The organism is Stenotrophomonas sp. Ps181, from assembly GCF_025697425.1.
Taxonomy (GTDB): domain Bacteria; phylum Pseudomonadota; class Gammaproteobacteria; order Xanthomonadales; family Xanthomonadaceae; genus Stenotrophomonas; species Stenotrophomonas sepilia.
Map to the genome: position 1 here is coordinate 66,875 of NZ_JAHWBI010000004.1, position 22,929 is coordinate 89,803.

The following is a 22,929-nucleotide window of genomic DNA, read 5'->3' on the forward strand; positions in this document are numbered from 1 at the left end:
GGCATGCCTCTACAGATCCTGCAACACCACCTGCGCCGCATTGTGACCTGGCGCGCCGGTCACGCCACCCCCGGGATGTGTTCCCGACCCACACAGATACAGGCCGGGCAGGGCACCACGATAGCCAGCCTGGCCAACCATCGGCCGTGCCGAGAACAACTGGTTGGCACTGAGCGCTCCATGGAAGATATCGCCGCCGATCAGGCCGAAGGTGCGCTCCAGATCCAGCGGTGACAGCACCTGGCGGCCCAGTATGCTGCCAGCGAAACCCGGCGCATATCGTTCAACGGTGGCGATCATCAGATCGGCCACCGTTTCACGATGATCATCCCAGTGACGCCCACCGGGCAGCACCGGCGCCACGTGCTGGCAGAACAGGCTGGCGACGTGCTTCCCCGGCGGCGCCAGCGAATCGTCCAGCGTGCTGGGAATGAGCATTTCCACGATCGGTTCGCGTGACCAGCCATTGCGACGCGCATCCAGCCAGGCACGGTCCATGTAATCCAAGCTTGGGGCCATGATGATGCCGGCGCTGAGGTGATCGCCGGGACCGGGCAGGGCGCGGAAGTCCGGCAGCTGCGACAGCGCGACATTCATCCGGAACGTGCCGGAACCGCAGCGCCAGTTCGCCATGCGTTCTCGCGTTGCGTCCGGTACCTGCTCCGGTGCCAGCATCTGCTCGTACAGCAGCTTTGGATTGACGTTGGCGATCATCGCGCGTGCGCGAAGGATTTCGCCATTGGCCAGCACCACGCCCACGACACGACCCTGCTCGATCAGCAGGCGTTGCACACCGGCATCCACGCGCAGCTCAGCCCCGGCCTCCCGCGCGGCAGTGGCGATGGCCTGGCTGATCGCGCCCATGCCGCCGATCGCATGGCCCCACGCACCTTTCATGCCATTGCACTGGCCGAATACGTGGTGCAGCAGCACGTAGGCACTGCCCGGTGTATACGGGCTTGCGTAGTTGCCGACGATGCCATCGAAGCCGAACAGCGCCTTGATCGGCTCGCTTTCGAACCAGCGGTCCAGGTACTCGGCCGCCGACAGCGTAAAAAGGTCCAGCAGCTCCTGCCGCAGCGAGGCATCCAGCGTGGCCAGTTCACGACCGAGACGGCCCATCTGCCACAGGGCGGGCAGGGCACGCCAACCGCCTGCTGCACCCAGGTCCGGCGGCGCGCGCAGGGCCCAGGCGCGCAGCACATCAGCGAAGATCTCCAGGCGCGCTTCGTATTCGGGTAGCCGCTGTGCATCCCGTTCGGAAAACTTCGCGACCTCGGCCTGGGTGTGGCCCGGTGCCGACAGCAGGTAACGGCCATCCTGCAGCGGCAGGAAGTTGTTGGCCGGGCGATTGATGATGCGCAGCCCATGCGCGTGCAGCTGCAGGTCGTCGATCACCTTCGGCTGCAGCAATGACACCGTGTATGACGCCACCGAGTTGCGGAACCCGGGGTGGAATTCCTCGGTGACCGCAGCACCGCCCAGAACGCCACGACGTTCCAGCACCAGCACCTTCTTGCCAGCGCGCGCGAGATAGGCCGCGCAGACCAGGCCGTTGTGGCCGCCACCGATGATGATCGCATCCCAGGACATCAACACCTCGGAAAAAGGGGACGGAGGGAATTAAGTCGCAAGTCGCATGGGGTCCTCGGCAATGGGGAATAACGACTTAATCCCCTCCGTCCCCTTTTTTGATTGCCGCTTCGATGGTGGCAATGTCGATCTTCTTCATCGGCATCATCGCGTTGAAGGCGCGCTTGGCCAGTGCCTTGTCCTGGCTGGTCACCGCTTCGATCAGCAGGCGTGGGCTGATCTGCCAGGAAACGCCCCATCGGTCCTTGCACCAACCGCACTGGCTCTCCTGTCCGCCGTAGCTGACGATGGCGTCCCACAAGCGGTCAGTCTCGGCCTGGTCCTCGGTCTGGATCTGGAAGGAGAAGGCTTCGCTGTGCTTGAACGCGGTGCCGCCGTTGAGGCCGACGCAGGGGATGCCGCAGACCGTGAATTCGACCGTCAGTACGTTGCCTTCCTTGCCGTCGGGGTAGTCGCCCGGGGCGCGGTGGACAGCGGTCACCGCGCTGTCGGGAAAGGTGTTGGCATAGAAGGTGGCGGCCTCCAGCGCTTCCTTGTCGTACCACACGCAGATGGTGTTCTTGTGGGCCATGGTCGGGCTCCGCAGCGGACGAAGGCGCAGCGATAGCACGCCTGGTGTTAATGCGGCATCGTGCTGCACCCGCAAAAAAAGGGCGCCCGAAGGCGCCCTTTGTATTACCCGTGCGGCAGCCGGCTCAGCGCCAGACCTTGATCTGGTCGGCTTCGCTGCGCTGCATCGGCTGCCCGGCCTTGCAACTGAAGGTGGCACCGAACGCCGGCAGGTTGGCCAGCGTGCCGTTGCTGCGCCACAGGCCCGGTGCGCGGATGTCGGCGGTCAGGCGGCGCGCGGCCTCGTTCGGCGACAGCTGCTGTGCCCACAGCGTCGACCAGGCGCGGAAGAAGCCCTGCTGCTGTGCCTGCTTGGCCTTGGGCTCCTGCGCAGCATACGCCGCCCATGCCAGTTCCAGGCCGGCGATGTCGGCCAGGTTTTCTTCCTGGGTGAGCGTGCCGTTGACCTTGGCACCCTTTACGCCCGGGAAGTCGTAGGCGCTGTACTGCGCGGCCACGCGATTGCCGAGCAGGGTCCAGGCGGTCTTGTCGGCCGGGGTCCACCAGCTGCGCAGCTCGCCCTTGGCATCGACCAGCGCGCCCTTGGCATCGATCGCACGGGTCAGCTCATGGCCGACCAGGCCACCGAAGCTGCCGAATTTGTCGGCGGTGTCGGCCTTGGCGTTGAACACCGGGCCCTGCAGGATCGCGGCGGTGACGATCAGGCGGTTCTGCGCCAGGTCGTAGGCCAGCGACGGCTGCTGCGGCAGCACGTCCCAGCGGCGGTCGGCATTGCCCTTGCCGATGCGCTTCATTTCCTCGCGGTGGCGCCAGGTCGAAGCAATCAGCATGTTGCCACCAAACGAGCCGCGCCCCATCGGCTGCACGCTGTAGTCCAGGTCGCGCAGCGGCGTGCCGATCTCGATCTTCAGCGCAGCCAGCTTGGCTTGCGCTTCAGCCTTGGCTTCGGCGCTCATCCAGCTGTTGTTCTTGACCGCTTCGATCTGTACTTCGCGCAGCTTGTCGACGATCCACGCCGCCTGGCGACGATCTTCGGCCGACAGGTAGCGCGCGGCATATTCGCGGCCGACCATCGGGCCGGCGGCCACGTTGATCGCATCGAGCACGCTTTCCCAGCGCTGCGGTGGCAGGGTTTCGCCGCGCAGCACGCGGCCGCGGAATTCGAACTCGGCGTCGCGGTACGCCTTGGACAGGTACGGCGCCATCGAATCGCCCACGCGCCAGCGCAGGTAGGCTTTCCACTGGTCCGGCTTGAGCTTGGTGACCATGCCATCGAGCTGCTTGAACAGGCCCGGATCGGCCAGCGAGACCAGGTCGTCATCCACGCCCTGTGCCTTCAGGAACGCGTCCAGCTGCAGGTTGCGGTAGCGGCTGTTGAGCTCCTTGGTGGAGATCGGCGCGTAGTTGTTGAACGGGTTGTTGATGCCGGCCAGCGACTGCGCGTTGCGCGCCAGCTCGGTCTCCAGTGCGATCACCGCCTGCGATTCGGCATCCAGCTTGGCCGCCGGGGTGCCGGTCAGCGCCAGGATCTGCTTGACGTAGTTGCGGTAGCGGCCCATCAGCGCCACGGTATCGGCGTCGGTGCGGGTATAGAACGCCGGATCCGGCAGGCCCATGCCGCCCTGCATGAAGTAACCGATGTGGCGGTCCAGTGCCTTCAGGTCGACGTCAGGGCCGAAGTTGAAGGCGACCGGGATGCCCACCTGGTGCAGCGCGGCGATCGAGGCCGGCACATCCTTGGCCTTCTTGATGGCGTTGATGCGGGTCAGCAGCGGGGCGATTGGATTGGAACCGTCCGCTTCCACGGCGACTTCGTCAAGGCCGCTGGCCCAGAAGTCACCCAGCAGCTTCTGCACGTTGCCCTGCGGCGACTTCATCGCGGCGTCGAGCAGCTCGCGCTGCTGCTGGCGGCTGCGGTCGACCAGCTGGCCGAGCGCGGTAGTGGCACCGGTCTGCGGCACCGGGTTGGCCTTCAGCCAGCCTGCATTGGTGGCGTCGTAGAAGTCGCTGCACTGGGCGCTGACGGCCGGGGCGCGTCCGGCCTTCTTCTTGGCGGCGGCAAACGCATCGTGGGTCGGGACCAGAGTCGCCAGGCTGATGCCCAGGGCGATGGCAAGCGGACGGAAGTTGGGCATGTGGAACGAATCCGTGATGGATTGAGGGCGCGCGCACTATAGCAAGCCGGGCATGGGCGCGGCATGCACGCATCACGGTGGCTCCGCCAAGCCGTGCGCCGACCAAGGTCGGCGTCTACCAACGGCGTGGGCCATGCGTGGATGACGGGTGCTGTGAAAAACAAAGGCCCGGGAATTCCCGGGCCCTCGCAGGTACGCCGCAACGTCAGCCGCGACTTACCAGATCACCACCTGCTGCTCGCCGGTGCGGGCCATCGGCGAACCGGCCTTGCACTGGAACGCGGCGGCGAAGGTCGGCAGGTTCGACGGTGCGCCCATGGCGCGGAACTGCGCCGGGGCGTGCGGGTCGGTGGCCAGGCGGACCTTGGCGTTTTCCGGGGTGTACTTGGTACGCCACACGGTGGCCCAGTTGAAGAAGAAGCGCTGGTCGCGGGTGAAGCCATCGACCTTCGCATCTTCCTTGCCGGCGGTGGCCTTCTGCAGCGCGTCGTAGGCGGTGGCCAGGCCACCCAGGTCGGCGATGTTCTCGCCCAGGGTCAGGTGGCCGTTCACCGCCTGGCCGTCGACCTTGTACTGGTCGAACTGCTTGACCAGCTTGCCGGTGAGGCCTTCGAAGTTCTTCTTGTCGGCCGGGGTCCACCAGTCTTCCATGTTGCCGGTCGGCCCGAAGCGTGCACCCTGGTCGTCGTAACCGTGGGTCATTTCATGGCCGATCACCGCACCGATGCCGCCGTAGTTCAGCGCGTCGTCGGCCTTCGGATCGAAGAACGGCGGCTGCAGGATGGCGGCCGGGAACACGATCTCGTTCTGCAGCGGGTTGTAGTAGGCGTTGACGGTCTGCGGGGTCATGCCCCACTCGGTCTTGTCCACCGGCTTGCCGATCTTGGACAGGTTGAACTTGTAGTTGAACTCGTTGGCCGCGCGCACGTTGCCCAGGAAGCTGTCGCGCTGGGTCTGCAGGCCCGACCAGTCGCGCCACTTGTCCGGGTAACCGATCTTCGGGGTGAAGGTCTCCCACTTGGCGATGGCCTTGGCCTTGGTTTCCTCGCTCATCCAGCTCAGGCCCTGGATGCGGTCTTTCAGCGCGGCGGCCAGGTTCTTCACCAGCTCTTCCATCTTCGCCTTGGCTTCCGGCGAGAAGGCGACCTTCACGTACAGCTGGCCGAAGGCTTCACCGGCATCGTTCTCGATGGTGCCCAGCACGCGCTTCCAGCGCGGCTTCTGTTCCTTCTGGCCGTTGAGGGTCTTGCCGTAGAACTCGTAGTTCTCCTGCACGAAGGCGTCAGCCAGGTACGGCGAGGCGCTGTCCACGGTGTGGAAGCGCAGGTAGGCGCGCCACACCGACGGGTCGGTATCGCCCAGCGCCTTGCTCACTTCTTCATGGAAGGCCGGCATGGCCAGCGAGAACTTCTCCGGCGCGGCCACGCCCTGCGACTTGAAGAACTCGGTCCAGCTGAAGTTCGGAGTCAGCTTGTCGGCGTCGGCCAGGGTGACCGGGTTGTAGTACAGCTCGACGTTGCGCGACAGCTCGACGCGCGACTTGGAGGCCTTGGCCAGGCGGGTTTCGAACTTGACCACGTCTTCGGCCTGCTTGGCCGCGTCGGCCGCGGCGACGCCGGACAGCTCCAGCACCTTGGCGACGTGCGCCTGGTAGGCCTTCAGCTTGTCGGCGTTCTTGGCATCGGTGTAATAGGTGGTATCCGGCAGGCCCAGGCCGCCCTGGCTGGCGTAGGCCATGTTCATGGCCGAGTTCTTGAAGTCGGCTTCGGCACCGAAGCCGAACAGGACGTTGTCACCCTTGGCGGCGCTGCTGCGCAGGTAGTTGGCGATCGCCGCCTTGTCCTGCAGGCCGTCGATGGCGGCCAGGTCGGCCTTCAGCGGCTCGATGCCCTGCGCGTTGATCTTGGCTTCGTCCATGCCGGTGGCCCACAGGTCGCCGACGATCTTCTCGATGTGGTTCGGATTCTTGACCTGCGCCACCTGTTCGGCCAGCTGGTGCTGCACGGCCACCGAGCGCTCGTCGAGGATGGTGAACGCACCCCAGCTGGTGCGGTCGCCCGGAATTTCATTGGCGGCCAGCCACTTGCTGTTCACATAGTCGCCGAAGGCGCCGCAGGCGTCCTTGGTGGTATCCAGATCGCTGGGCTGGAAAGCGTTGTAGGCCGGCAGCTTGCTTTCGTCCAGCGTGTAGTTGGTGGCTTCGGCCGCGGCCGGCGTGGAGGCGGTGGCGTCCTTGGCCGGGGTTTCAGTCTTGCCGCAGCCGACCAGCGCGGCCGAAACGGCCAGGGTCAGCAGCACGATCTTGGGAGTACGGGTCACTTTGATGGCCTCCAGGCCGAGTGAGTCAGGGAAAGGCCGTGGGACGGCCGTGGGCCGAACGATACGCCGCCGGCCAGACCTGCAAGGGTGTCGAAGGTCATGGCCGGGTGCAAGGGGGCCGCTTGGTGGCCCGGAAAAGACAGACCCGGCAAAAGCCGGGGCTGTCGGGTGTTGCGGTTCTGGATGGATCAGAACTTGTACGTGGCGCCCATATACATGTAACGGCCGATGTTGTCGTACATCGCTGAACCGACATCGGAGCCGAAGTAGTTCACCGGCGGGTCCTTGTCGAAGGCGTTGTCGATGCCCAGGTAGACGTCGATCTTGTCACCCGGGAAGCGGTAGCCGAACTGGAAGTTGTGGTACGTGTACGAGCCGTTGCGGATCGGACTGGTCTGTCCCGGGTTGGCCTGGTAGCTCTTCGGCTGCACACGCAGGTTCGGGCCGACGTAGGTCATGTCCCACGACGCGCGCCACTGGCCCAGCGAGTACTTGGTCTGCAACTGGCCGCGCCAGCGCGGATCGGTCACCCAGGTGACGTTCTCGTCGTACTCGTTCGGGAAGGCCTGGAAGGCCCACTCGCGCGACTGCAGCAGGCGGGTGCCCACCAGGCGGATGACGGTGTCACCCTCGGCCAGCTTGAAGCGGTAGTCCATTTCCAGATCGACGCCGACGCGACGCGAGCGGGCCAGGTTTTCGTTCAGCGCAACCCAGCGGCTGATCGAGTATTCCGGGAAGGTGCGGCCGCCAGCATCGGTCTTGCCGCCCACCGGTGCGCGTTCGATGAAGCCGCAGAAGCTGTTGTTGATCCCCCCCGGCGAATCCACGCAACGGGTTGCATTGGTCTGCGCGGTCACCGCACCGATGGCGTCCTTCAGACTGATCCACCAGTAGTCGACGGACATGCCGAAGCCCTGCAGGAAATCAGGCTGCCAGACCAGGCCATAGGTGAAGCTGCGTGCGCGTTCCGGCTTCAGGTCCGGATTGCCGCCGCTGACGCCCGGGCGGGTGGCAGTGTAGGTGTCGACCCAGCCGACCGGCACGCCCAGTGCCGAGCAGTTGGCCTGGCGCAGTGCCGGGTCCGCTGCGGTGTTCGGGCGGTTCGGGTTGGTGGCCAGGTAGTTGCAGGGGTCGTTGACCGTGGCGAAGTTTTCGCTCTGCGGGTTGTACAGCTCACCGATGCTCGGTGCGCGCACCGCCTGCGACAGGGTGCCGCGGGCACGCAGCGACGGGATGATGGTCCAGTCCAGGCCCACCTTCCAGGTGGTGGTCTTGCCGATGCTGCTGTAGTCCGACCAGCGGCCTGCGGCGTCCAGGGTCAGGTTGTAGATGCCCGGGATGTCGGCCAGCAGCGGCACGGTGGTTTCAACGAAGGCCTCGCGCACGTCGTACTTGCCCATGCGGTTGGGAATGGCGTTGAGGAAGGTCAGGCCCTGCGCGGCCAGCGGATCGGTGATTTCGCGGCTCTTTTCGCGGCGGTATTCAACGCCACCAGCCACGCCGACGTCACCGGCCGGCAGGCTGAAGAGCGAGCCGTTGGCCAGCGATGCGCTGAACACCGACTGCTGCAGGCGCGAGTAGTTGAACGAATTGACGTTCATCCAGTCACGTGCGGCCTGGGTCACCGCGCCGTTGCCGAACACTGAGAACGGCACGCAGCCTTCGCGGGCGAACTGCGAGTACACGCGGTTGCCGTTGTTGGGGTTGGTCGCGTTCGGGTTCAGCGTGGTGCGGCAGACGATCTGGCCAGTGGCCGGGTTGACCACGGTATCCAGGCCAGCCTGCCAACGCTCGTTGATACGGTTGTTGAGGTTCCAGCGCTTGACTTCGCTCTGGCCCCAGTTGCCGTAAACGTCGTAGGTCCAGTTCTCGGTCAGATTGCCTTCCATGCCCAGCACAAAGCGCTGGGTGTTGCGCTCCACGTGCTCACCACGCTGGCCGGCGTCGACGTTGAAGCGGCTCAGGGTTAGCTGGCTCAGGCCGGCGCTGGTCATCAGTGCACGCAATTCCGGCGACACGTAAGCGTTATCGCGCTGGATGCGCAAGGTCTGGTCGAACGACGGCTGTGCCAGGAAGTCCGACTCGGTTTCGGTGTACTTGCCTTCGAAGTACAGGCGATGGTTGTCGGTCAGGTCGAAGTTGACGACCGTGTTGATGCTCTTGCGGTCGAACTTCGGCTGCAGGTCGGCAACCGAGTTCAGGTCGGCGAAATCACAGTTCACACAGCTGGTTGCGCTGACCACGGTGCCGTCATAGCGCTGCTTGCGGAAGGTGCCATCCGGGTTGAACTGGTATCGGTTGCCCCAGGTAGCCGGATTGTTCGGGTTGAAGGTGCCGATGTTGAAGGTACCGCCGAAGGAGATCGAGTGGTTGCCGCCCGGGCCTGCAAGCACGGTTTCCGGGTTGCTTTCGCTGGACGGCTTGCTGCTGTCGTAGTTCGGGTTGCGCACCGACACCAAGAACTCGTTGCCGATGGCGCGGTCGGTGCGGACGAAGCGGTCCTGCTTGCTGTACTCAAGGGCGACGGCGGCGTTGCCGCGGCCACCAGCGAAGTCGGTGCCGGCCGAGGCGCTGATGAAGGAGCGGTTGAAGCCGCCTTCGCTGGCCATGCCGGTCTGACCGCGCACTTCGGCGCCGTCGAAGGACTTCTTCATGATGAAGTTGACCACGCCAGCCACGGCGTCGGCGCCGTACACGGCCGAGGCACCACCGGTGATCACTTCCACGCGCTCGATCCATTCCACCGGGATGGTGTTGACGTCCACGGCCGAGGAGCCCGAGGTCGCGCCGACGTGGCGGCGGCCATTGACCAGCACCAGAGTGCGCGAGGTGCCCATGCCACGCAGGTCCATCAGACCCACGCCGGCGGTGCCGATGAAGCGGGTCGAGTTGCCCAGCGTGTAGGTCGGCGTCAGCGCTGGCAGGCGCGTCATCAGATCGCCGATGTTGTTCGCACCGGTGGCACGAATCTCCTCGGCGGTGATGGCCGTGACCGGCGAGGGGGTCACAAAGCCCGTACGCGCAATGCGCGAGCCGGTCACACTGACGCGATCGAGGTCGATCGGGTTGGAGGAGGCTTCCTGCGCGAAGGCAGGTGCTGCGGCCACGGCGAGCAGACCGACGAGCAGGGCGCTGCTGAGCGGGTGACGGCCAGGTGGGCGGTTGTACGTCATCGTTATGGGTCCCCTAATGAATTGAAGCGTGCTGTTCCGTCCGTTCGTTACATCTAAGTTCATATAACGGGCGTCGTTCATGGAACCTAACACGACCTTAACGAGAAATGCATACAAATGTCACAAAATGGTACTAGGCCCAGTTCGCAGCTAGCTGAAAGTGCAACAAATACAATCATTTAATATCAATTGTGATCTGTCGGCGGCAACTTGATGACGCGAAGCTGAATGTGGTGAGACGCGCACTTTGCGCAAATAGGCGTGTCATCCGTCCAGGAGTGGGTGTTTATCAGCGGGGCGGAGGAAGCTGCCGTAGTTCGCCTACAGCGTGGCGGTCCACTTGGCTGGCGACTAGGCCGCCGATGCGTCGGAACGTGCCTTTGCTTGGCTTTCGTAATTCCAAATCGACTTCGGGTTGCCCAGCAGGTCCTGGAAGTCCTCACCCGGCTGCGCCTGCACTTCATGCTTCAGCATGTTGGTGTAGTTGTCCGAGAACTGCAGCGAACCGAAGCCGCCGATGTCTTGCAAGTACGTGAAGCCGACGATAAGGCCCTGCAGGTTTTGGCAGGCCATACTCATTTTCGGGGTGCACAGCGAGCTCAGGTTGCTGGCCGAATCGCGTACGACCCAGTCGGCCATGTTCTGACGGGGGCGAGGAGCTCTTCGGCGAGTCCTTGCGGAGTAGTACTCGGCCAGCAGCAGCCGGTCTATGCTGGCTGCATCAACTTCGTTCTCGATCTTGCAGTTGTAGCAGTCGGCCGAGTTCGACAGGTTTCTACAACTGGGATATGGGCCGATTGGGCCAAGTTGCATTCGATTTCTACGGCTACATGCCGAAGCATAGTGGTCAGGCGGCGAACGCGGATGTGCGGTTCGTGGAGCGCATGGATACGTTCGATGAGCCCAAGTGCCAGTTCCGCTGGGGCCGGGAATGGGCAGGCCCTGTTCCACCAGGGCCTGTTCTTCCATCCGCTCAGGCCGGACACGAAAAAGCCCCGCCATGGCGGGGCTTTTCCGTTGCTGCGGTTGCGGGATTACTTCACGCCGAACGCGTACTTGGCCTGCACGTAGATCGCGCGCCCGTAGGCGTTGTACAGGTAGTTGTTGTACGGCTGGCCGCTGGTGCCGGCGAAGCTGTAGCGCTGGTTGTCCGGCATCTTGTTGAACACGTTGTTGACCATCAGTGACAGGGTCAGGTTCTCCATCGCGCGGTAGTTCACGCTCAGGTTGTAGGTCGTGTAGGAACCCCACTTGCCTGCCTTGTAGCCGGAGCTGTGGACGTAGTCATAGCCGTTGCCCACGTAAGCCATGTAATTCGGCGTCTTGCCGATGTAGTTGGCATACAGGGTGGTGGTCCAGTTGTCCTTGGCCCAGCCGATCGAACCGTCCGCGCGTACCTTGGCGTACGAGTCATACACCCACATCGCATACGGGTCGTGCAGCAGGTCCAGGAACTCGTCACCCGGCTGCGGCTGCAGCTTGCGCTTGAGCATGTCGGTGTAGTTGGCCGAGAACTGCAGCGAACCGAAGCGGCCGATGTCCTGCACGTACTTGAAGCTGGCGGTCAGTGCTTCCAGGTTCTGGCGGGCGACATTCATCTTCGGCGTGTAGATCTCGTCGAGCACGCCCGATGCATCACGGGTGATCCAGTCATCGACGTTCTGGCAGCTGGCCGAAGTGTTGTTGGACTGGCCGTTGCGGCAGTAGTACTCGGCCAGCAGCAGCTGGTCGGAGCTGAGCGTATCGACCTCGTTCTTGATCTTCCAGTTGTAGTAGTCGACCGACAGCGACAGGTTGTTGATCGGTGCCCACACGACGCCTGCATTCCAGACGTCGGCGGTGATCGGCTCCAGGTCGGGGTTGCCCGAGCGGGTGCCGAACACCGAGACGCTGTCGTACGGGCAGCCGGTGGTGTTGGCCGGGTCGTAGCCCAGCTGGCCGCAGCGGTAGTAGTCGGTGGAGCCGTTGGCGTAGTAACCGCTGCGACCCTGGAAGGCATCGGACAGGGTCGGTGCGCGGAACGCCGTGCCGTACTTGCCACGGAACAACAGGCTTTCGATCGGGCGGAACTCGATGCCGACGCTGTAGGTGGCCTTGTCCACGGTGTTGCTGCCGATCTTGAAGGCGTCATAGCGGCCGGAGCCGGTGACGGTCAGCGTTTCCAGCAGCGGCATGCGCAGTTCGGTGGTCACCGCGTAGTTGCTGCGATGGCCGGCACCGGATACGGCAGTGGTCCCCCACACGCTGCCATCCATCAGGCCCGGGTCGGGCGTGTAATCCCAGCCTTCACTGCCGCCTTCCAGAACCACGGCGAAGCCGGCATCGCCACCCGGCAGCTTGAACAGCGAGCCATTGGTGACCTGGGCGCGGGCCAGGTTCTGCCAGGTGCGGCTTTCGCTGTAGCTGTAGCCGGTGAAGCTCTGGAAGTCACCGGCGGGCAGCGGTGCGTAGAACGCTTCCCAGTTCGGGCTGTAGATGTTGTAGCCGGTGCTGGTGGTACCCAGCACCGGGCCCAGCACGCGCTGCTCGAAGTAGTCGTTGATCGGGTCGTTCCAGCGCACGAAATTGCGCTCGGTCAGCTTGTACTCGCCACGGGTGAAGCTGAGGCTGTAGTCCCAGTTGCCTGCGGTGCCGCGGCCGCCGAGGGTGACCTGGTAGGCCTTGTTGCGGTCGGTGTTCATGATGTCGCGGTAACCGCCGCCGCCGATGTCCTCCGGCGCGAACACGCGCTGCAGGTTCATGTACTGGCCGCTGGCCTGGTCGTAGAAGCGGCCCCAGCCCGAGGAGGTGCCCCACCAGGTGTAACCGGAACCGGTGGCGTACTTGACCTCCTCCAGGCTGTACAGCGCGTCGCCGAACAGCTGGAAATTGTCGTTCACGTCGAAGGTGGCCGAGCTGTAGATCTGCCCGCTTTCCTTGCCGTTCTTGATGGTCTTGTAACCGGTGCCGTAGACCGAGCCGCAGGCCTGGCCGGTCGGGCGGGTACCGAGCACGGTGGTGCCGTCGAACTGGCCCGCCACGTTGGCGCACCGGTTCGGGTCCATCATCGCGTAGCGGTTGTTGGCGGCCGGCAGCAGCACCAGGAAATCGTTGGAGACGTACTGCGGGCTGTAACCGTCGGGGTTGTTGACCTTGGTCAGGTCGCGCTGGTAACCCCAGATCGGGCTGGTCTTCTCATACTGCACGTTGACCAGTGCATTGAAGCGGTCATCCTTGGAGTTGAAACCGCGTGCGCCGCTGAAGCGGAAGCTGTTGCCGCCACCTTCGCTGTAGGCACCGCCGCGCACGTTGAGCACGCCGCCATCCATGCGCTCCTTGAGGATGATGTTGACCACGCCGGCGATCGCGTCCGAGCCGTACAGCGACGACTGGCCACCCGGCAGGATCTCGATGCGCTCGACGATGTCGATCGGGATGCCGCTGATGTTGTTGAAGGTATCGCCGCCGTTGTACAGCGCCGGATACGAGAGCATCGGGCGGCCGTTGATCAGGTACTTGGTATAGCCCGGGCTGAGGCCGAACATGCCCGCCGCTTCGGCGCCCTGGGTGAAGGATGCGGAGGTCTGGCCACCCTGCAGGCCGCCCGTGGACAGCGAGGACTGCTGCAGGACATCGGCGACGCTGGTGAAACCGCGGGTCTGGATATCCTCGGCGGTGACGGTCAGGACGGGCGTGTGGTTCTCGATCTCGGTCTGAGGAATCAGCGACCCGGTGACGGTCACACGATCAAGCTGGGTCGGCGCATTGCCGTCCTGGGCCAGGGCAGTGCCGGAGGCCAGGAGGGTGCCGAGCAGGGCGAGGGTCAGAGGGTGGCGCGAGAGCGTGGAACGTTGGCGAGACATGGTGGATCCCCGTAGTGAGCAATGTCTTGGCGGCGCATTCCCTGCGCATTAACAATTCGTTCAGTGTGACTCCATTCAGGTCGACCGTAACACGTCGTTAACGCCGCCAACACGGGCCTGTCACATCAAGGTGCCGTTGGGAGATGAAAAAACGCTTCAGAATCAATTAATAAGGCGATTTGTTTTGGCATGTTTCAAAAGATGGCGACGTGCAAGGGGGCATGTCAGCATGACGGATATGCCTTGTAGATCAATGTGTTGTCCTGGATCAGCGTTCCCGGTAACCCGGACGTTTGTGCGTTGTGGATCACACTTTCTGCTATAGGCCGGACCGGGGGGCGGAGCGCAGTGGTGCCCAAAAAAAAGGCCCCGCCGAAGCGGGGCCTGGTCCAGACACGGCGTCCGGAATACGACGGGATCAGAAGTCGTACTTGACCTGGGCCGAGATCTGACGGCCGTAGACGCTGTAGAAGCCGTCGTTGAACGGGGTCGATTCGTTGCCCGGGTAGTTGTAGCGCTGGCCTTCCGGCAGCTTGTTGAACACGTTGTTGACCATCAGCGACAGGGTCAGATCGTCCTGTGCCTGGTAGTTCAGGCTCATGTTGTACGTGGTGTACGAGCCCCACTTGCCGGCCTTGGCGCCGGAGGCGTGGACGTAGTCATAGCTGCGGCCGGTGTAGGCCAGGTAGTTCGGGGTGCTGCCGACGTAGTTGGCGTACACGGTGGTGGTGAACTTGGAGATGGCCCAGCCCACCGACACGTCGCCGCGTACCTTGGCGAAGTTGTCGTAGTACCACATGTTGTACGGATCGCTCAGCAGGTCCAGCTTCTGCGCACCCGGCAGGGCCACCACTTCACGCTTCAGCATGTTGGTGTAGTTGCCGGAGAACATCAGCGAACCGAAGCGGCCCAGGTCCTGCTGGTACTTGGCACCGACGGTCACCGCTTCCAGGTTCTGGCTGGCCACGTTGAGCTTCGGAGTGTAAACGCGGGTCAGGTTGCCACCGGCGTCGCGGGTCACCCAGTCGGTCACGTTCTGGCAGCTGGCCGAGGTGTTGTTCGGCAGGCCGTTGTGGCACTGGTACTCGGCCAGCAGCAGCTGGTCGGTGCTCAGGGTCTTGACCTCGTTCTTGATCTTCCAGTTGTAGTAGTCGACCGACAGCGAGAAGTTGCTCACCGGGGCCCACACCACGCCTGCGCTCCACACGTCGGCGGTGATCGGCTTCAGGTCCGGGTTGCCGGACTTTTCGCTGTACACCGAGGTGGTCTTGTAGAACGAGCAGGCTTCGTCACGCAGCGCGTAACCCATCTGGCTGCAGCGGTAGTAGTCGTTCTGGCCGGAGGCGAACGAGCCGCTCATGCCCTGGAAGGCATCGGACAGGGTCGGCGCGCGGAACGCGGTGCCGTACTTGCCGCGCAGCAGCAGGCTTTCCACCGGACGGTATTCCAGGCCGATGCTGTAGGTGGCCTTGTCGACGGTCTTGTCGGCGATCTTGAAGGCGTCATAGCGGCCCGAGGCGCTGACGGTCAGCGACTCGAACACCGGCATGCGCAGTTCGCTGGTCACCGCGTAGTTGCTGCGGTGGCCGGCACCGGCCACGGCGCTGGCGCCCCACGCGTTGCCATCGACGAAGGCCTGGTCGGGCGAGTAGTCCCAGCCCTCGCTGCCACCTTCCAGCACGACGGCCAGGCCGGCGTCGCCGCCCGGCAGGGAGAACAGCGAGCCGTTGGTCACCTGCACGCGACCCAGGTTCTGCCAGGTCTTGCTGCGGTGGGTGCCATAGCCGGTGAAGCTGGCGAACTGGTCCGGCGTGATCGGCGAGTAGAAGGCGGTGTAGTTCGGGTTGTAGATGCCGAAGCCATCAGCAGTGGTGCCCAGGCGCGGGCCCAGCACGGTGTCGCCGAAGAAGCCTTCGATCTTGTCCTTCCAGCGCGCGAAGCGGTTCTGGTCCAGGCGGTATTCGCCGCGGGTGAAGCTGGCGCTGTAGTCCCAGTCGCCGACCATGCCCTTGCCGCCCAGGGTGACCTGGTAGGAACGGCTCTCATCGGAGTTCAGGATGTTGTTGTAGTGGCCCGGGCCGATTTCTTCCGGCGCGAAGGCGCGCTGCAGGTTCACGACCTTGCCCAGGCCCTGGTCGTAGAAGCCGCCCATCACCGACTTGGTACCCCACCACAGGGCGCTGGAGCCGGAGGTGAACTCGGTCTTTTCCTTGCTGTACAGCACGTCGGCGAACAGCTGGAAGTTGTCGTTCACGTCGAAGGTCATCGACGAGTAGAACTGGCCGCTGTTCTTGCCGTTCTTCAGGGTCTTGTAGCCGGCGCTGTACACCGAGCCGCAGGATTCGCCCGATGCACGCTTGCCGACGGTGGTGGTGCCGTCGTACAGGCCTGCCACGTTGGCGCAGCGGGTCGGGTCCATCATGTACAGCTTGTTGTCGGCGTTGCCGATGACGGCAAAGTCGTTCGACGGCAGCTGCGCGGTGTAACCGACCGGGTTGTTCTGCTTGGTGATGTCACGCTGGTAGCCCCAGATCGGGCTGCCGTTCTCGATCTGCACGTTGACCAGCGCGTGGAAGCGGTCGTCGAACGCGTTGAAGCCCTTGGCGGCGCTGAAGCGGATGTTGCTGCCACCACCTTCGGTGTAGGTACCGCCACGGATCGACATCGTGCCGCCGTCCATGCGTTCCTTCAGGATGATGTTGACCACGCCGGCGATCGCGTCCGAGCCGTACAGCGACGACTGGCCGCCCGGCAGGACTTCGATGCGCTCGACGATGTCGATCGGAATGCCGCTGATGTTGTTGAACGACTCGCTGCCGTTGTACAGCGCCGGATACGAGAGCATCGGGCGGCCGTTGATCAGGTACTTGGTGTAGCCCGGATTCAGGCCGAACATGCCGGCGGCTTCGGCGCCCTGGGTGAACGCACCCGAGGTCTGGCCACCCTGCAGGCCGCCGGTGGTCAGCGATGACTGCTGCAGCACTTCAGCAACACTGCTGAAGCCGCGGGTCTGGATGTCTTCGGCGGTGATGGACATCACCGGGGTCTGGGTTTCGACCTGGGTCTGCGGGATCAGCGAACCGGTGACGGTGATCTTGTCCAGGTTGGTCGCCTTGTCCTGGGCCATTGCCGGGGCGGCGGCCATCAGAGCGGAAATCAGGGCGACGGCGAGCGTGTTGCGACGTGCGGTATTGCTGACGTGTTTCATGTAGTTCCAATGGAGAGCAAAAAACAAAAACGGCACTGCGCATGCGCCATCGCGCGGGCCGGAACAGCGGGCTCCGCAGCTCAAAACAGTGCTGATCGAACGTAACATGAACTTAACAATCTGTGCACGAATCCGTCGCAATCCTGAATTTCAGTCAGGTTACGTCCAGCTTGTATGATGTTGGGTTATCCCCCTGACTCCGCCGGTGCTCGTTGTGAACAGTTCTCCCCGCCGTCCCCATGCCAGCCAGGTCCAGAAGGGACTTGCGCCGCATGCCCGCATCCGCAATGTCATCGCGGTCGGTTCGGGCAAGGGCGGCGTCGGCAAGTCCACCACCTCGGTGAACCTGGCCGTGGCGCTGCAACAGCTCGGTGCGCGGGTGGGCGTGCTCGACGCCGACATCTACGGCCCCAGCGTGCCGGCCATGCTGGGGCTGTCCGGCCGCCCGGAAAGCCCGGACAACAAGAGCATCGAGCCTCTGCGTGCGTTCGGCGTGGACACCATGTCGATCGGCTACCTGATCGAAGAAGACACCCCGATGATCTGGCGCGGCCCGATGGCCACCTCGGCGATGACCCAGCTGTTCAACGATACCCTGTGGGACGACCTGGACTTCCTGCTGATCGACCTGCCGCCGGGCACGGGTGACATCCAGCTGACCCTGACCCAGAAGATTCCGCTGGCCGGTGCGGTGATCGTCACCACGCCGCAGGACATCGCCACGCTGGATGCGAAGAAGGCGCTGAAGATGTTCGAGAAGGTCGAGGTGCCGGTGCTGGGCATCGTCGAGAACATGGCGGTGCACACGTGCAGCAGCTGCGGGCACATCGAGCACCTGTTCGGCGAGGGCGGCGGCGAGCGCATGGCCGCGCAGTACGGCGTGCCGCTGCTGGGGTCGCTGCCGCTGCAGATCGGCATCCGCGAGCAGGGCGATGCAGGCACGCCGATCACCGTGGCCCAGCCGGATTCGGCACCGGCCCAGGCCTACCGCCATGCCGCGCAGCGCCTGATCGAGGAAGTCGGCAAGCGCCCGCGGGCCTCGATCCCGATCCTGTCCTCGCTGCTGTAAGTGCAGGTGCAGGGGCCGCCGGCGCAGGCCGGCCCCCTGCTAGAATCCTCGCGCCCCCTCGTATCCCCCAGGACAAAGCATGAGCATCAAGAGTGACCGTTGGATCCGCCGCATGTCCGAGCAGCACGGCATGATCGAGCCGTTCGAGGCCGGGCAGGTCAAGCAGGCCAACGGCCAGCGCATCGTCAGCTACGGCACGTCCAGCTATGGTTATGACGTGCGCTGCTCGCGCGAGTTCAAGGTGTTCACCAACATCAACTCGACGATCGTCGATCCCAAGCACTTCGATCCGGGCAGCTTCGTGGATATCGTCGGCGATGAGTGCATCATCCCGCCGAACAGCTTCGCGCTGGCGCGTACCGTGGAGTACTTCCGCATTCCGCGCGATACCCTGGTGGTGTGCCTGGGCAAGAGCACCTACGCGCGCTGCGGCATCATCGTCAACGTGACGCCGCTGGAGCCGGAATGGGAAGGCCACGTCACCCTGGAATTCAGCAACACCACGCCGCTGCCGGCGCGCATCTACGCCAACGAAGGCGTGGCGCAGATGCTGTTCTTCCAGGCGGCCGCCGATGACATCTGCGAGACGTCGTACCGCGACCGTGGCGGCAAGTACCAGGGCCAGACCGGCGTGACCCTGCCGCGGACCTGAAGATCGCAGGCGATTTGTGGAGCCGAGCCATGCTCGGCTTCAATGCCGGGCCGCCGGGCATGGCTCGGCTCTACATGAAGGAAGGCGGCGCAATGCGCCGCCTTCCTTACTTGCCGCGACCGAACAGCATCGCGATGCCGACACCCACCAGGGCCACCGGCCACCAGGTCAGCAGCAGCTTGGACAGGTTCAGGTGCGTCCAGCCGAGATTGCTGGCGAGCATGAACAGGCCGATCAGGATCAGCAGGACGGCGGCAACGAGGTTGAATCGCATCGGGTCGGCGGAGGCTCAGGACAGGGCCGGATATCCTAGCCGTTCCTTCCAGTAGGCGACATGCTGGTCCAGCGCCGCCGGCTCGTAGCGGTGCGCCGGGCCGCTGCCCCAGACCGGGCCCGGCCAGGCCGGATCACCGTCATGGCGGCCGATCACATGGAAGTGCAGCTGGCGCACGATATTGCCCAGCGCCCCGATGTTGATCTTTTCCACTCCGTCGGAGCCCTTCAGGGCCTTGCAGGCGCGGTTGAGCTCGGTGCGCAGCTTGTCCTGCTGCTCGCCGTCCAGCTCGATCCACTCGGTGACCCCGGCCAAGCGCGGTACCAGCACCAGCCAGGGGAATCGTTCGTCGTTCATCAGTCGCACTTGCGACAACGGTCCTTCCGCCACCAGCACGCTATCGGTGGCCAGGCGTGAATCGAGTTCGAATTCGCTCATCCAAGATGCTCCGAGAAGAAGTCCAGGGTGCGTTGCAGCGCCAGGGCGGCGCTGTCTGGATCATACGCATGTCCGACCTCCCGGTTGAAGGCATGATCGGCCGGATAGACGTAGGTGGCCATCTGCGGCAGCTTCTCGCGGTGGGCCTGCACTGCTTCCGGCGGGATGCTGCGGTCCTGGGCGCCGAAGTGGAAGATCACCGGCGCCTTGGGTGTCTCATCAAGGAACTGGACGTTGCGTGCGCCGTAGTAGCTGACCGACGGCAGCCCCAGGCGCACTGCGGACAGCATCGCCACCGTACCGCCCCAGCAGTAGCCGACGGTGCCGACCTTGCCGTAGGGGGCCAGCCGGGTGGCCGCGGCGCGGACCACTTCCAGCGCCCGCTCCATGCCCAGCGCGCCGACCCGTTCCAGGCCCTGCTTCACGCCTTCGGCGTCGTAGGGCAGCGCGTCCGGATCGGCGTCGGGGCCATCGAGCAGGTCAAAGAACGAGGGCGCCAGCACCGCATAACCTTCCGCCGCGAAGCGCTCGGCCACGCTGCGGATATGCGGATTGGCGCCGAAGATTTCCTGCACCACCACCAGGCCGCCGCGCGCGGTGCCTTCCGGCAGGGCCTGCCACGCCCGTACCGGGCCGTGATGCGTATCCAGGGTGATCCATTCGGCCATCGTCATCTACTCTCGTTGCAGGGGACAGGGCTGCATTGTCGTTGCTGCGCGGGTTAGCGCGGTGTCAGTGGCTGTGCGCGATCGGGCGGCTGGCCGTTCAGAGCGACGCCGCCAACCCCGGTATACTGGCGCCCTTTCAGGCCCCGGCCCCCAGGACCCCCTGCCATGCCGGCAGGGGCCCAGGCCCCCAGAGTCCCGCGATTTCCATGTCCCAGCTGAACCCCAAAGTCGGCTTCGTCAGCCTTGGCTGCCCGAAGGCCCTCGTCGATTCCGAGCGCATCCTCACCCAGCTCCGCTCGGAAGGCTACGACATCGTCCCGTCCTACGATTCGGCCGACGTGGTGGTGGTCAACACCTGTGGCTTCATCGATTCGGCGGTGACCGAGTCGCTGGACGCGATCGGCGAGGCGATGAACCAGAACGGCAAGGTCATCGTCACCGGCTGCCTGGGCAAGCGCCCGGAGCAGATCCGCGAGGCGTACCCCAACGTGCTGGCGGTGTCCGGCCCGCAGGATTACCAGAGCGTGATGGAAGCGGTGCATGAAGCACTGCCGCCCAAGCACGATCCGTTCGTGGACCTGGTGCCCGACTACGGTATCAAGCTGACTCCGCGGCACTACGCGTACCTGAAGATTTCCGAGGGCTGCAACCACAAATGCAGCTTCTGCATCATTCCGTCGATGCGCGGCAAGCTGGTTTCGCGCCCGGTCGACGAGGTGCTGCGTGAAGCCGAGCGCCTGGTGCGTGGCGGCGTGCGCGAGCTGCTGGTGGTTTCGCAGGACACCTCGGCCTACGGCGTGGACGTGAAGTACGCCGAAAGGATGTGGCGCGACAAGGCCTACCAGACCCGTTTGAAGGCGCTGTGCGAAGGCCTGTCGGAGCTGGATGCGTGGGTGCGCATGCACTACGTCTACCCGTATCCGCACGTGGACGAAGTGGTGCCGCTGATGGCCGAGAACCGCATCCTGCCGTACCTGGACATCCCGTTCCAGCATGCCAGCCCGCGCATCCTGCGCCTGATGAAGCGCCCCGGCGCGGTGGAGAAGACCCTGGAGCGCGTGCAGAACTGGCGCCGTATCGCGCCGGACATCACTGTGCGTTCGACCTTCATCGTCGGCTTCCCGGGCGAGACCGAAGCCGAGTTCGAGGAACTGCTGTCGTTCCTCGACGAGGCGCAGCTGGATCGCGTCGGTGCGTTCGCCTACTCGCCGGTCGAGGGTGCCACCGCCAACGAGTTGCCTGACGCCGTGCCGGAAGAGGTGAAGCAGGAGCGTCTGGCCCGCTTCATGGAGAAGCAGGCGCAGATTTCCGCCGCACGCCTGGAAGCCAAGATAGGCACCGTGCAGCAGTGCCTGGTCGACGCCATCGAAGGCGATATCGCCGTGGCCCGCTCCAAGGCCGATGCCCCGGAGATCGACGGCCTGGTGCACATCCAGAATGCCGACCAGGTGCCGCTGCGCGTGGGCGAATTCGTCGACGTGGAGATCACCGAGAGCGACGAGCACGACCTGTACGGTGACGCGCTGGCGGCCGCCCCCCGTCCGGCGTTCGACCTCAAGGTGCTGTGACCGCAGCGACGGCCGCCACCGGCAACGGCGGCGGTTCACGGCGCTTCGTACCGCCGCCACGTGCGGCGGTAGCTGCACGGCGGTTCGAGCATCCGCTGTTTGCCGGACTTGATGACTTCCGTGACCTTCTGGACGGCACCGCGTGGCCGTCCATCGCGGCGCTAGATGCACGCCTGGCCGTGCCGGGCAAGCGCCTGGTTGAACAGGACGCCGCGCTGCTGGCCGATGGCCTGCATTATGAGGAGCGTATTGCGCAGGGTCGCATCGCCACCCGCGCCGGCAACTGGCACGACCTGTTCAATGCGCTGGTGTGGGCTTCCCAGCCGCAGCTGAAGCGCGCGCTCAACGTGCAGCAGTGCCTGCATATCGAGGCGATGCCGCCCGGCCAGCGCAACCGTGCGCAGGCCGCCTTGACCCAGTTCGACGAAGCCGGCGTGATCGTGCGTGTGCGCGATGGCACTGTGCTGCGCGCATGGGATGGGCATGACTGGCCTGCAGTGTTCGAGCCGACGCGCTGGCACAGCGGCGACATCGCCATCGTGGCGGTGTTCGGGCATGCGCTGATGGAGCAGGCGCTGCTGCCGGGGCGATTGCTGGTGGGCAAGTGCGTGGTGGTGCAAAGCGATGCCGATGCGGCCTGTGTTGACGCGGTGACCGCGGCCATCGCCGAGGGCAGGGCAGTAACCGATCCGCTGCAGCTGCGGCCGTTGCCATTGGCCGGTATTCCCGGCTGGCATGTCGTGCAGGATTCCGCCTTCTATCGCAATGCCGATTATTTCCGCCCGTTGCGTGCGGGGCGCACATACCCACCGCCGTTGTAGAGCCGAGCCCATGCTCGGCTGCGCGGCGCATCAGCCGAACATGGGCTCGGCTCCGCATGGACAGCGAGGTCGAGCATGGCTCGACGCTACACAGGCTCGTACTCCACCCCGATCACCGCAAAGGTGAACTGCCCGCCAGGCAGCTCCACCGAGAACTCATCATCCAGCCGCTTCTTCAGCAGCGCACGCGCCAGGGGGGAATCGATGCTGATCCAGCCCAGGCCCGCATCGGTCTCATCCGGACCGACAATGCGATAGCGGCTGGTGTCGCCGCTGTCCACATTCTCCAGTTCCACCCACGCGCCGAAGAACACTGCCAGCGGATCGGTTGGCGTGGTATCGACCACGCGCAGCGATTCCAGCCGCTTGGTCAGGTAGCGCACGCGGCGGTCGATCTCGCCCAGTTGCTTCTTGCGGTAGGTGTACTCGGCGTTCTCGGAACGGTCGCCTTCTGCGGCAGCGGCGGCGAGCGCTTTCACCACCTCCGGGCGACGCACGCGCCATAGCTCATCCAGTTCGGCCTTCAGTCGCGCATGCCCGGAGGCGGTGATCAGGGCGGTGCTTTTTTCTGCGGGGGGACGCCAACGGGACATGCAATA

At 64.5% G+C, this 22,929-nt stretch carries 16 protein-coding genes; 4 read left to right on the top strand and 12 right to left on the bottom strand.

The features are described from left to right. Window positions 1–9: 9 nt before the first annotated feature. The 8 genes from KXV01_RS10310 to KXV01_RS10345 form a co-directional block, all read right to left on the bottom strand. Window positions 10–1,593 carry an NAD(P)/FAD-dependent oxidoreductase gene (locus tag KXV01_RS10310; protein WP_111096896.1) on the bottom strand — a complete coding sequence of 528 codons (1,584 nt, stop codon included), beginning with the start codon at window positions 1,591–1,593 and terminating at the stop codon, window positions 10–12. A 76-nt stretch (window positions 1,594–1,669) separates the two neighbouring features. After that, window positions 1,670–2,164: a VOC family protein gene (locus KXV01_RS10315; RefSeq protein WP_111096836.1), complete on the bottom strand. Its 495-nt coding sequence runs from the start codon at window positions 2,162–2,164 to the stop codon at window positions 1,670–1,672. A 124-nt stretch (window positions 2,165–2,288) separates the two neighbouring features. Beyond that, the gene (locus KXV01_RS10320) at window positions 2,289–4,298 is read right to left on the bottom strand and encodes a M13 family metallopeptidase (protein WP_111096837.1); all 2,010 of its coding nucleotides are present in this window, start codon (window positions 4,296–4,298) and stop codon (window positions 2,289–2,291) included. Between the two features lie 216 nt (window positions 4,299–4,514). Then, a complete protein-coding gene (locus KXV01_RS10325) occupies window positions 4,515–6,617 on the bottom strand; it encodes a M13-type metalloendopeptidase (RefSeq protein ID WP_111096838.1) in 2,103 nt (700 codons plus the stop codon). A gap of 188 nt (window positions 6,618–6,805) precedes the next feature. Continuing rightward, a complete protein-coding gene (locus tag KXV01_RS10330) occupies window positions 6,806–9,790 on the bottom strand; it encodes a TonB-dependent receptor (protein ID WP_049417119.1) in 2,985 nt (994 codons plus the stop codon). Window positions 9,791–10,141: 351 nt separating this feature from the next. Continuing rightward, window positions 10,142–10,603 (bottom strand): hypothetical protein, encoded by a 462-nt coding sequence (locus tag KXV01_RS10335; RefSeq protein WP_258390907.1) that lies wholly within the window; start codon window positions 10,601–10,603, stop codon window positions 10,142–10,144. A gap of 221 nt (window positions 10,604–10,824) precedes the next feature. Beyond that, on the bottom strand, window positions 10,825–13,632 hold the full coding sequence (locus KXV01_RS10340; RefSeq protein WP_049459580.1) for a TonB-dependent receptor: 2,808 nt from the start codon (window positions 13,630–13,632) through the stop codon (window positions 10,825–10,827). Between the two features lie 418 nt (window positions 13,633–14,050). Continuing rightward, window positions 14,051–16,840, bottom strand: coding sequence for a TonB-dependent receptor (locus KXV01_RS10345; RefSeq protein ID WP_049436234.1), 2,790 nt, complete (start codon window positions 16,838–16,840; stop codon window positions 14,051–14,053). Between the two features lie 214 nt (window positions 16,841–17,054). Between KXV01_RS10345 and apbC the strand changes: the two genes are divergently transcribed. Together apbC and dcd are read left to right on the top strand one after the other, a co-directional pair. Next, window positions 17,055–17,909: an iron-sulfur cluster carrier protein ApbC gene (apbC, locus tag KXV01_RS10350; RefSeq protein WP_049414747.1), complete on the top strand. Its 855-nt coding sequence runs from the start codon at window positions 17,055–17,057 to the stop codon at window positions 17,907–17,909. 79 nt (window positions 17,910–17,988) lie between these two features. Beyond that, the gene (gene dcd, locus KXV01_RS10355; protein ID WP_005418012.1) at window positions 17,989–18,561 is read left to right on the top strand and encodes a dCTP deaminase; all 573 of its coding nucleotides are present in this window, start codon (window positions 17,989–17,991) and stop codon (window positions 18,559–18,561) included. Window positions 18,562–18,667: 106 nt separating this feature from the next. Here dcd and KXV01_RS10360 read toward each other — a convergent pair whose 3' ends face one another. Genes KXV01_RS10360 through KXV01_RS10370 form a run of 3 tightly spaced genes read right to left on the bottom strand, consistent with a single transcriptional unit; the run spans window position 18,668 to window position 19,941 of the window. Further along, window positions 18,668–18,835, bottom strand: a complete 168-nt coding sequence (locus tag KXV01_RS10360) for a DUF5668 domain-containing protein (RefSeq protein WP_005418011.1) — start codon at window positions 18,833–18,835, stop codon at window positions 18,668–18,670. Between the two features lie 15 nt (window positions 18,836–18,850). Then, entirely contained in the window at window positions 18,851–19,273 is a 423-nt protein-coding gene (locus KXV01_RS10365; protein ID WP_049414742.1) for an HIT family protein, read from the bottom strand. Beyond that, window positions 19,270–19,941 carry a dienelactone hydrolase family protein gene (locus KXV01_RS10370; protein WP_049414745.1) on the bottom strand — a complete coding sequence of 224 codons (672 nt, stop codon included), beginning with the start codon at window positions 19,939–19,941 and terminating at the stop codon, window positions 19,270–19,272. Before KXV01_RS10370 ends, KXV01_RS10365 begins: the two co-directional genes overlap by 4 nt. Before the next feature lie 206 nt (window positions 19,942–20,147). Between KXV01_RS10370 and rimO the strand changes: the two genes are divergently transcribed. After that, the gene (gene rimO / locus KXV01_RS10375; RefSeq protein ID WP_049414740.1) at window positions 20,148–21,509 is read left to right on the top strand and encodes a 30S ribosomal protein S12 methylthiotransferase RimO; all 1,362 of its coding nucleotides are present in this window, start codon (window positions 20,148–20,150) and stop codon (window positions 21,507–21,509) included. Beyond that, window positions 21,506–22,330 carry a DUF3025 domain-containing protein gene (locus KXV01_RS10380; protein ID WP_111096886.1) on the top strand — a complete coding sequence of 275 codons (825 nt, stop codon included), beginning with the start codon at window positions 21,506–21,508 and terminating at the stop codon, window positions 22,328–22,330. Before rimO ends, KXV01_RS10380 begins: the two co-directional genes overlap by 4 nt. An 86-nt stretch (window positions 22,331–22,416) precedes the next feature. On the opposite strand, the gene greB is transcribed toward KXV01_RS10380, so the two are convergent. Continuing rightward, complete coding sequence (greB, locus tag KXV01_RS10385) at window positions 22,417–22,923, bottom strand: transcription elongation factor GreB (RefSeq protein WP_005418006.1); 507 nt, start codon at window positions 22,921–22,923, stop codon at window positions 22,417–22,419. Window positions 22,924–22,929 lie beyond the last annotated feature (6 nt).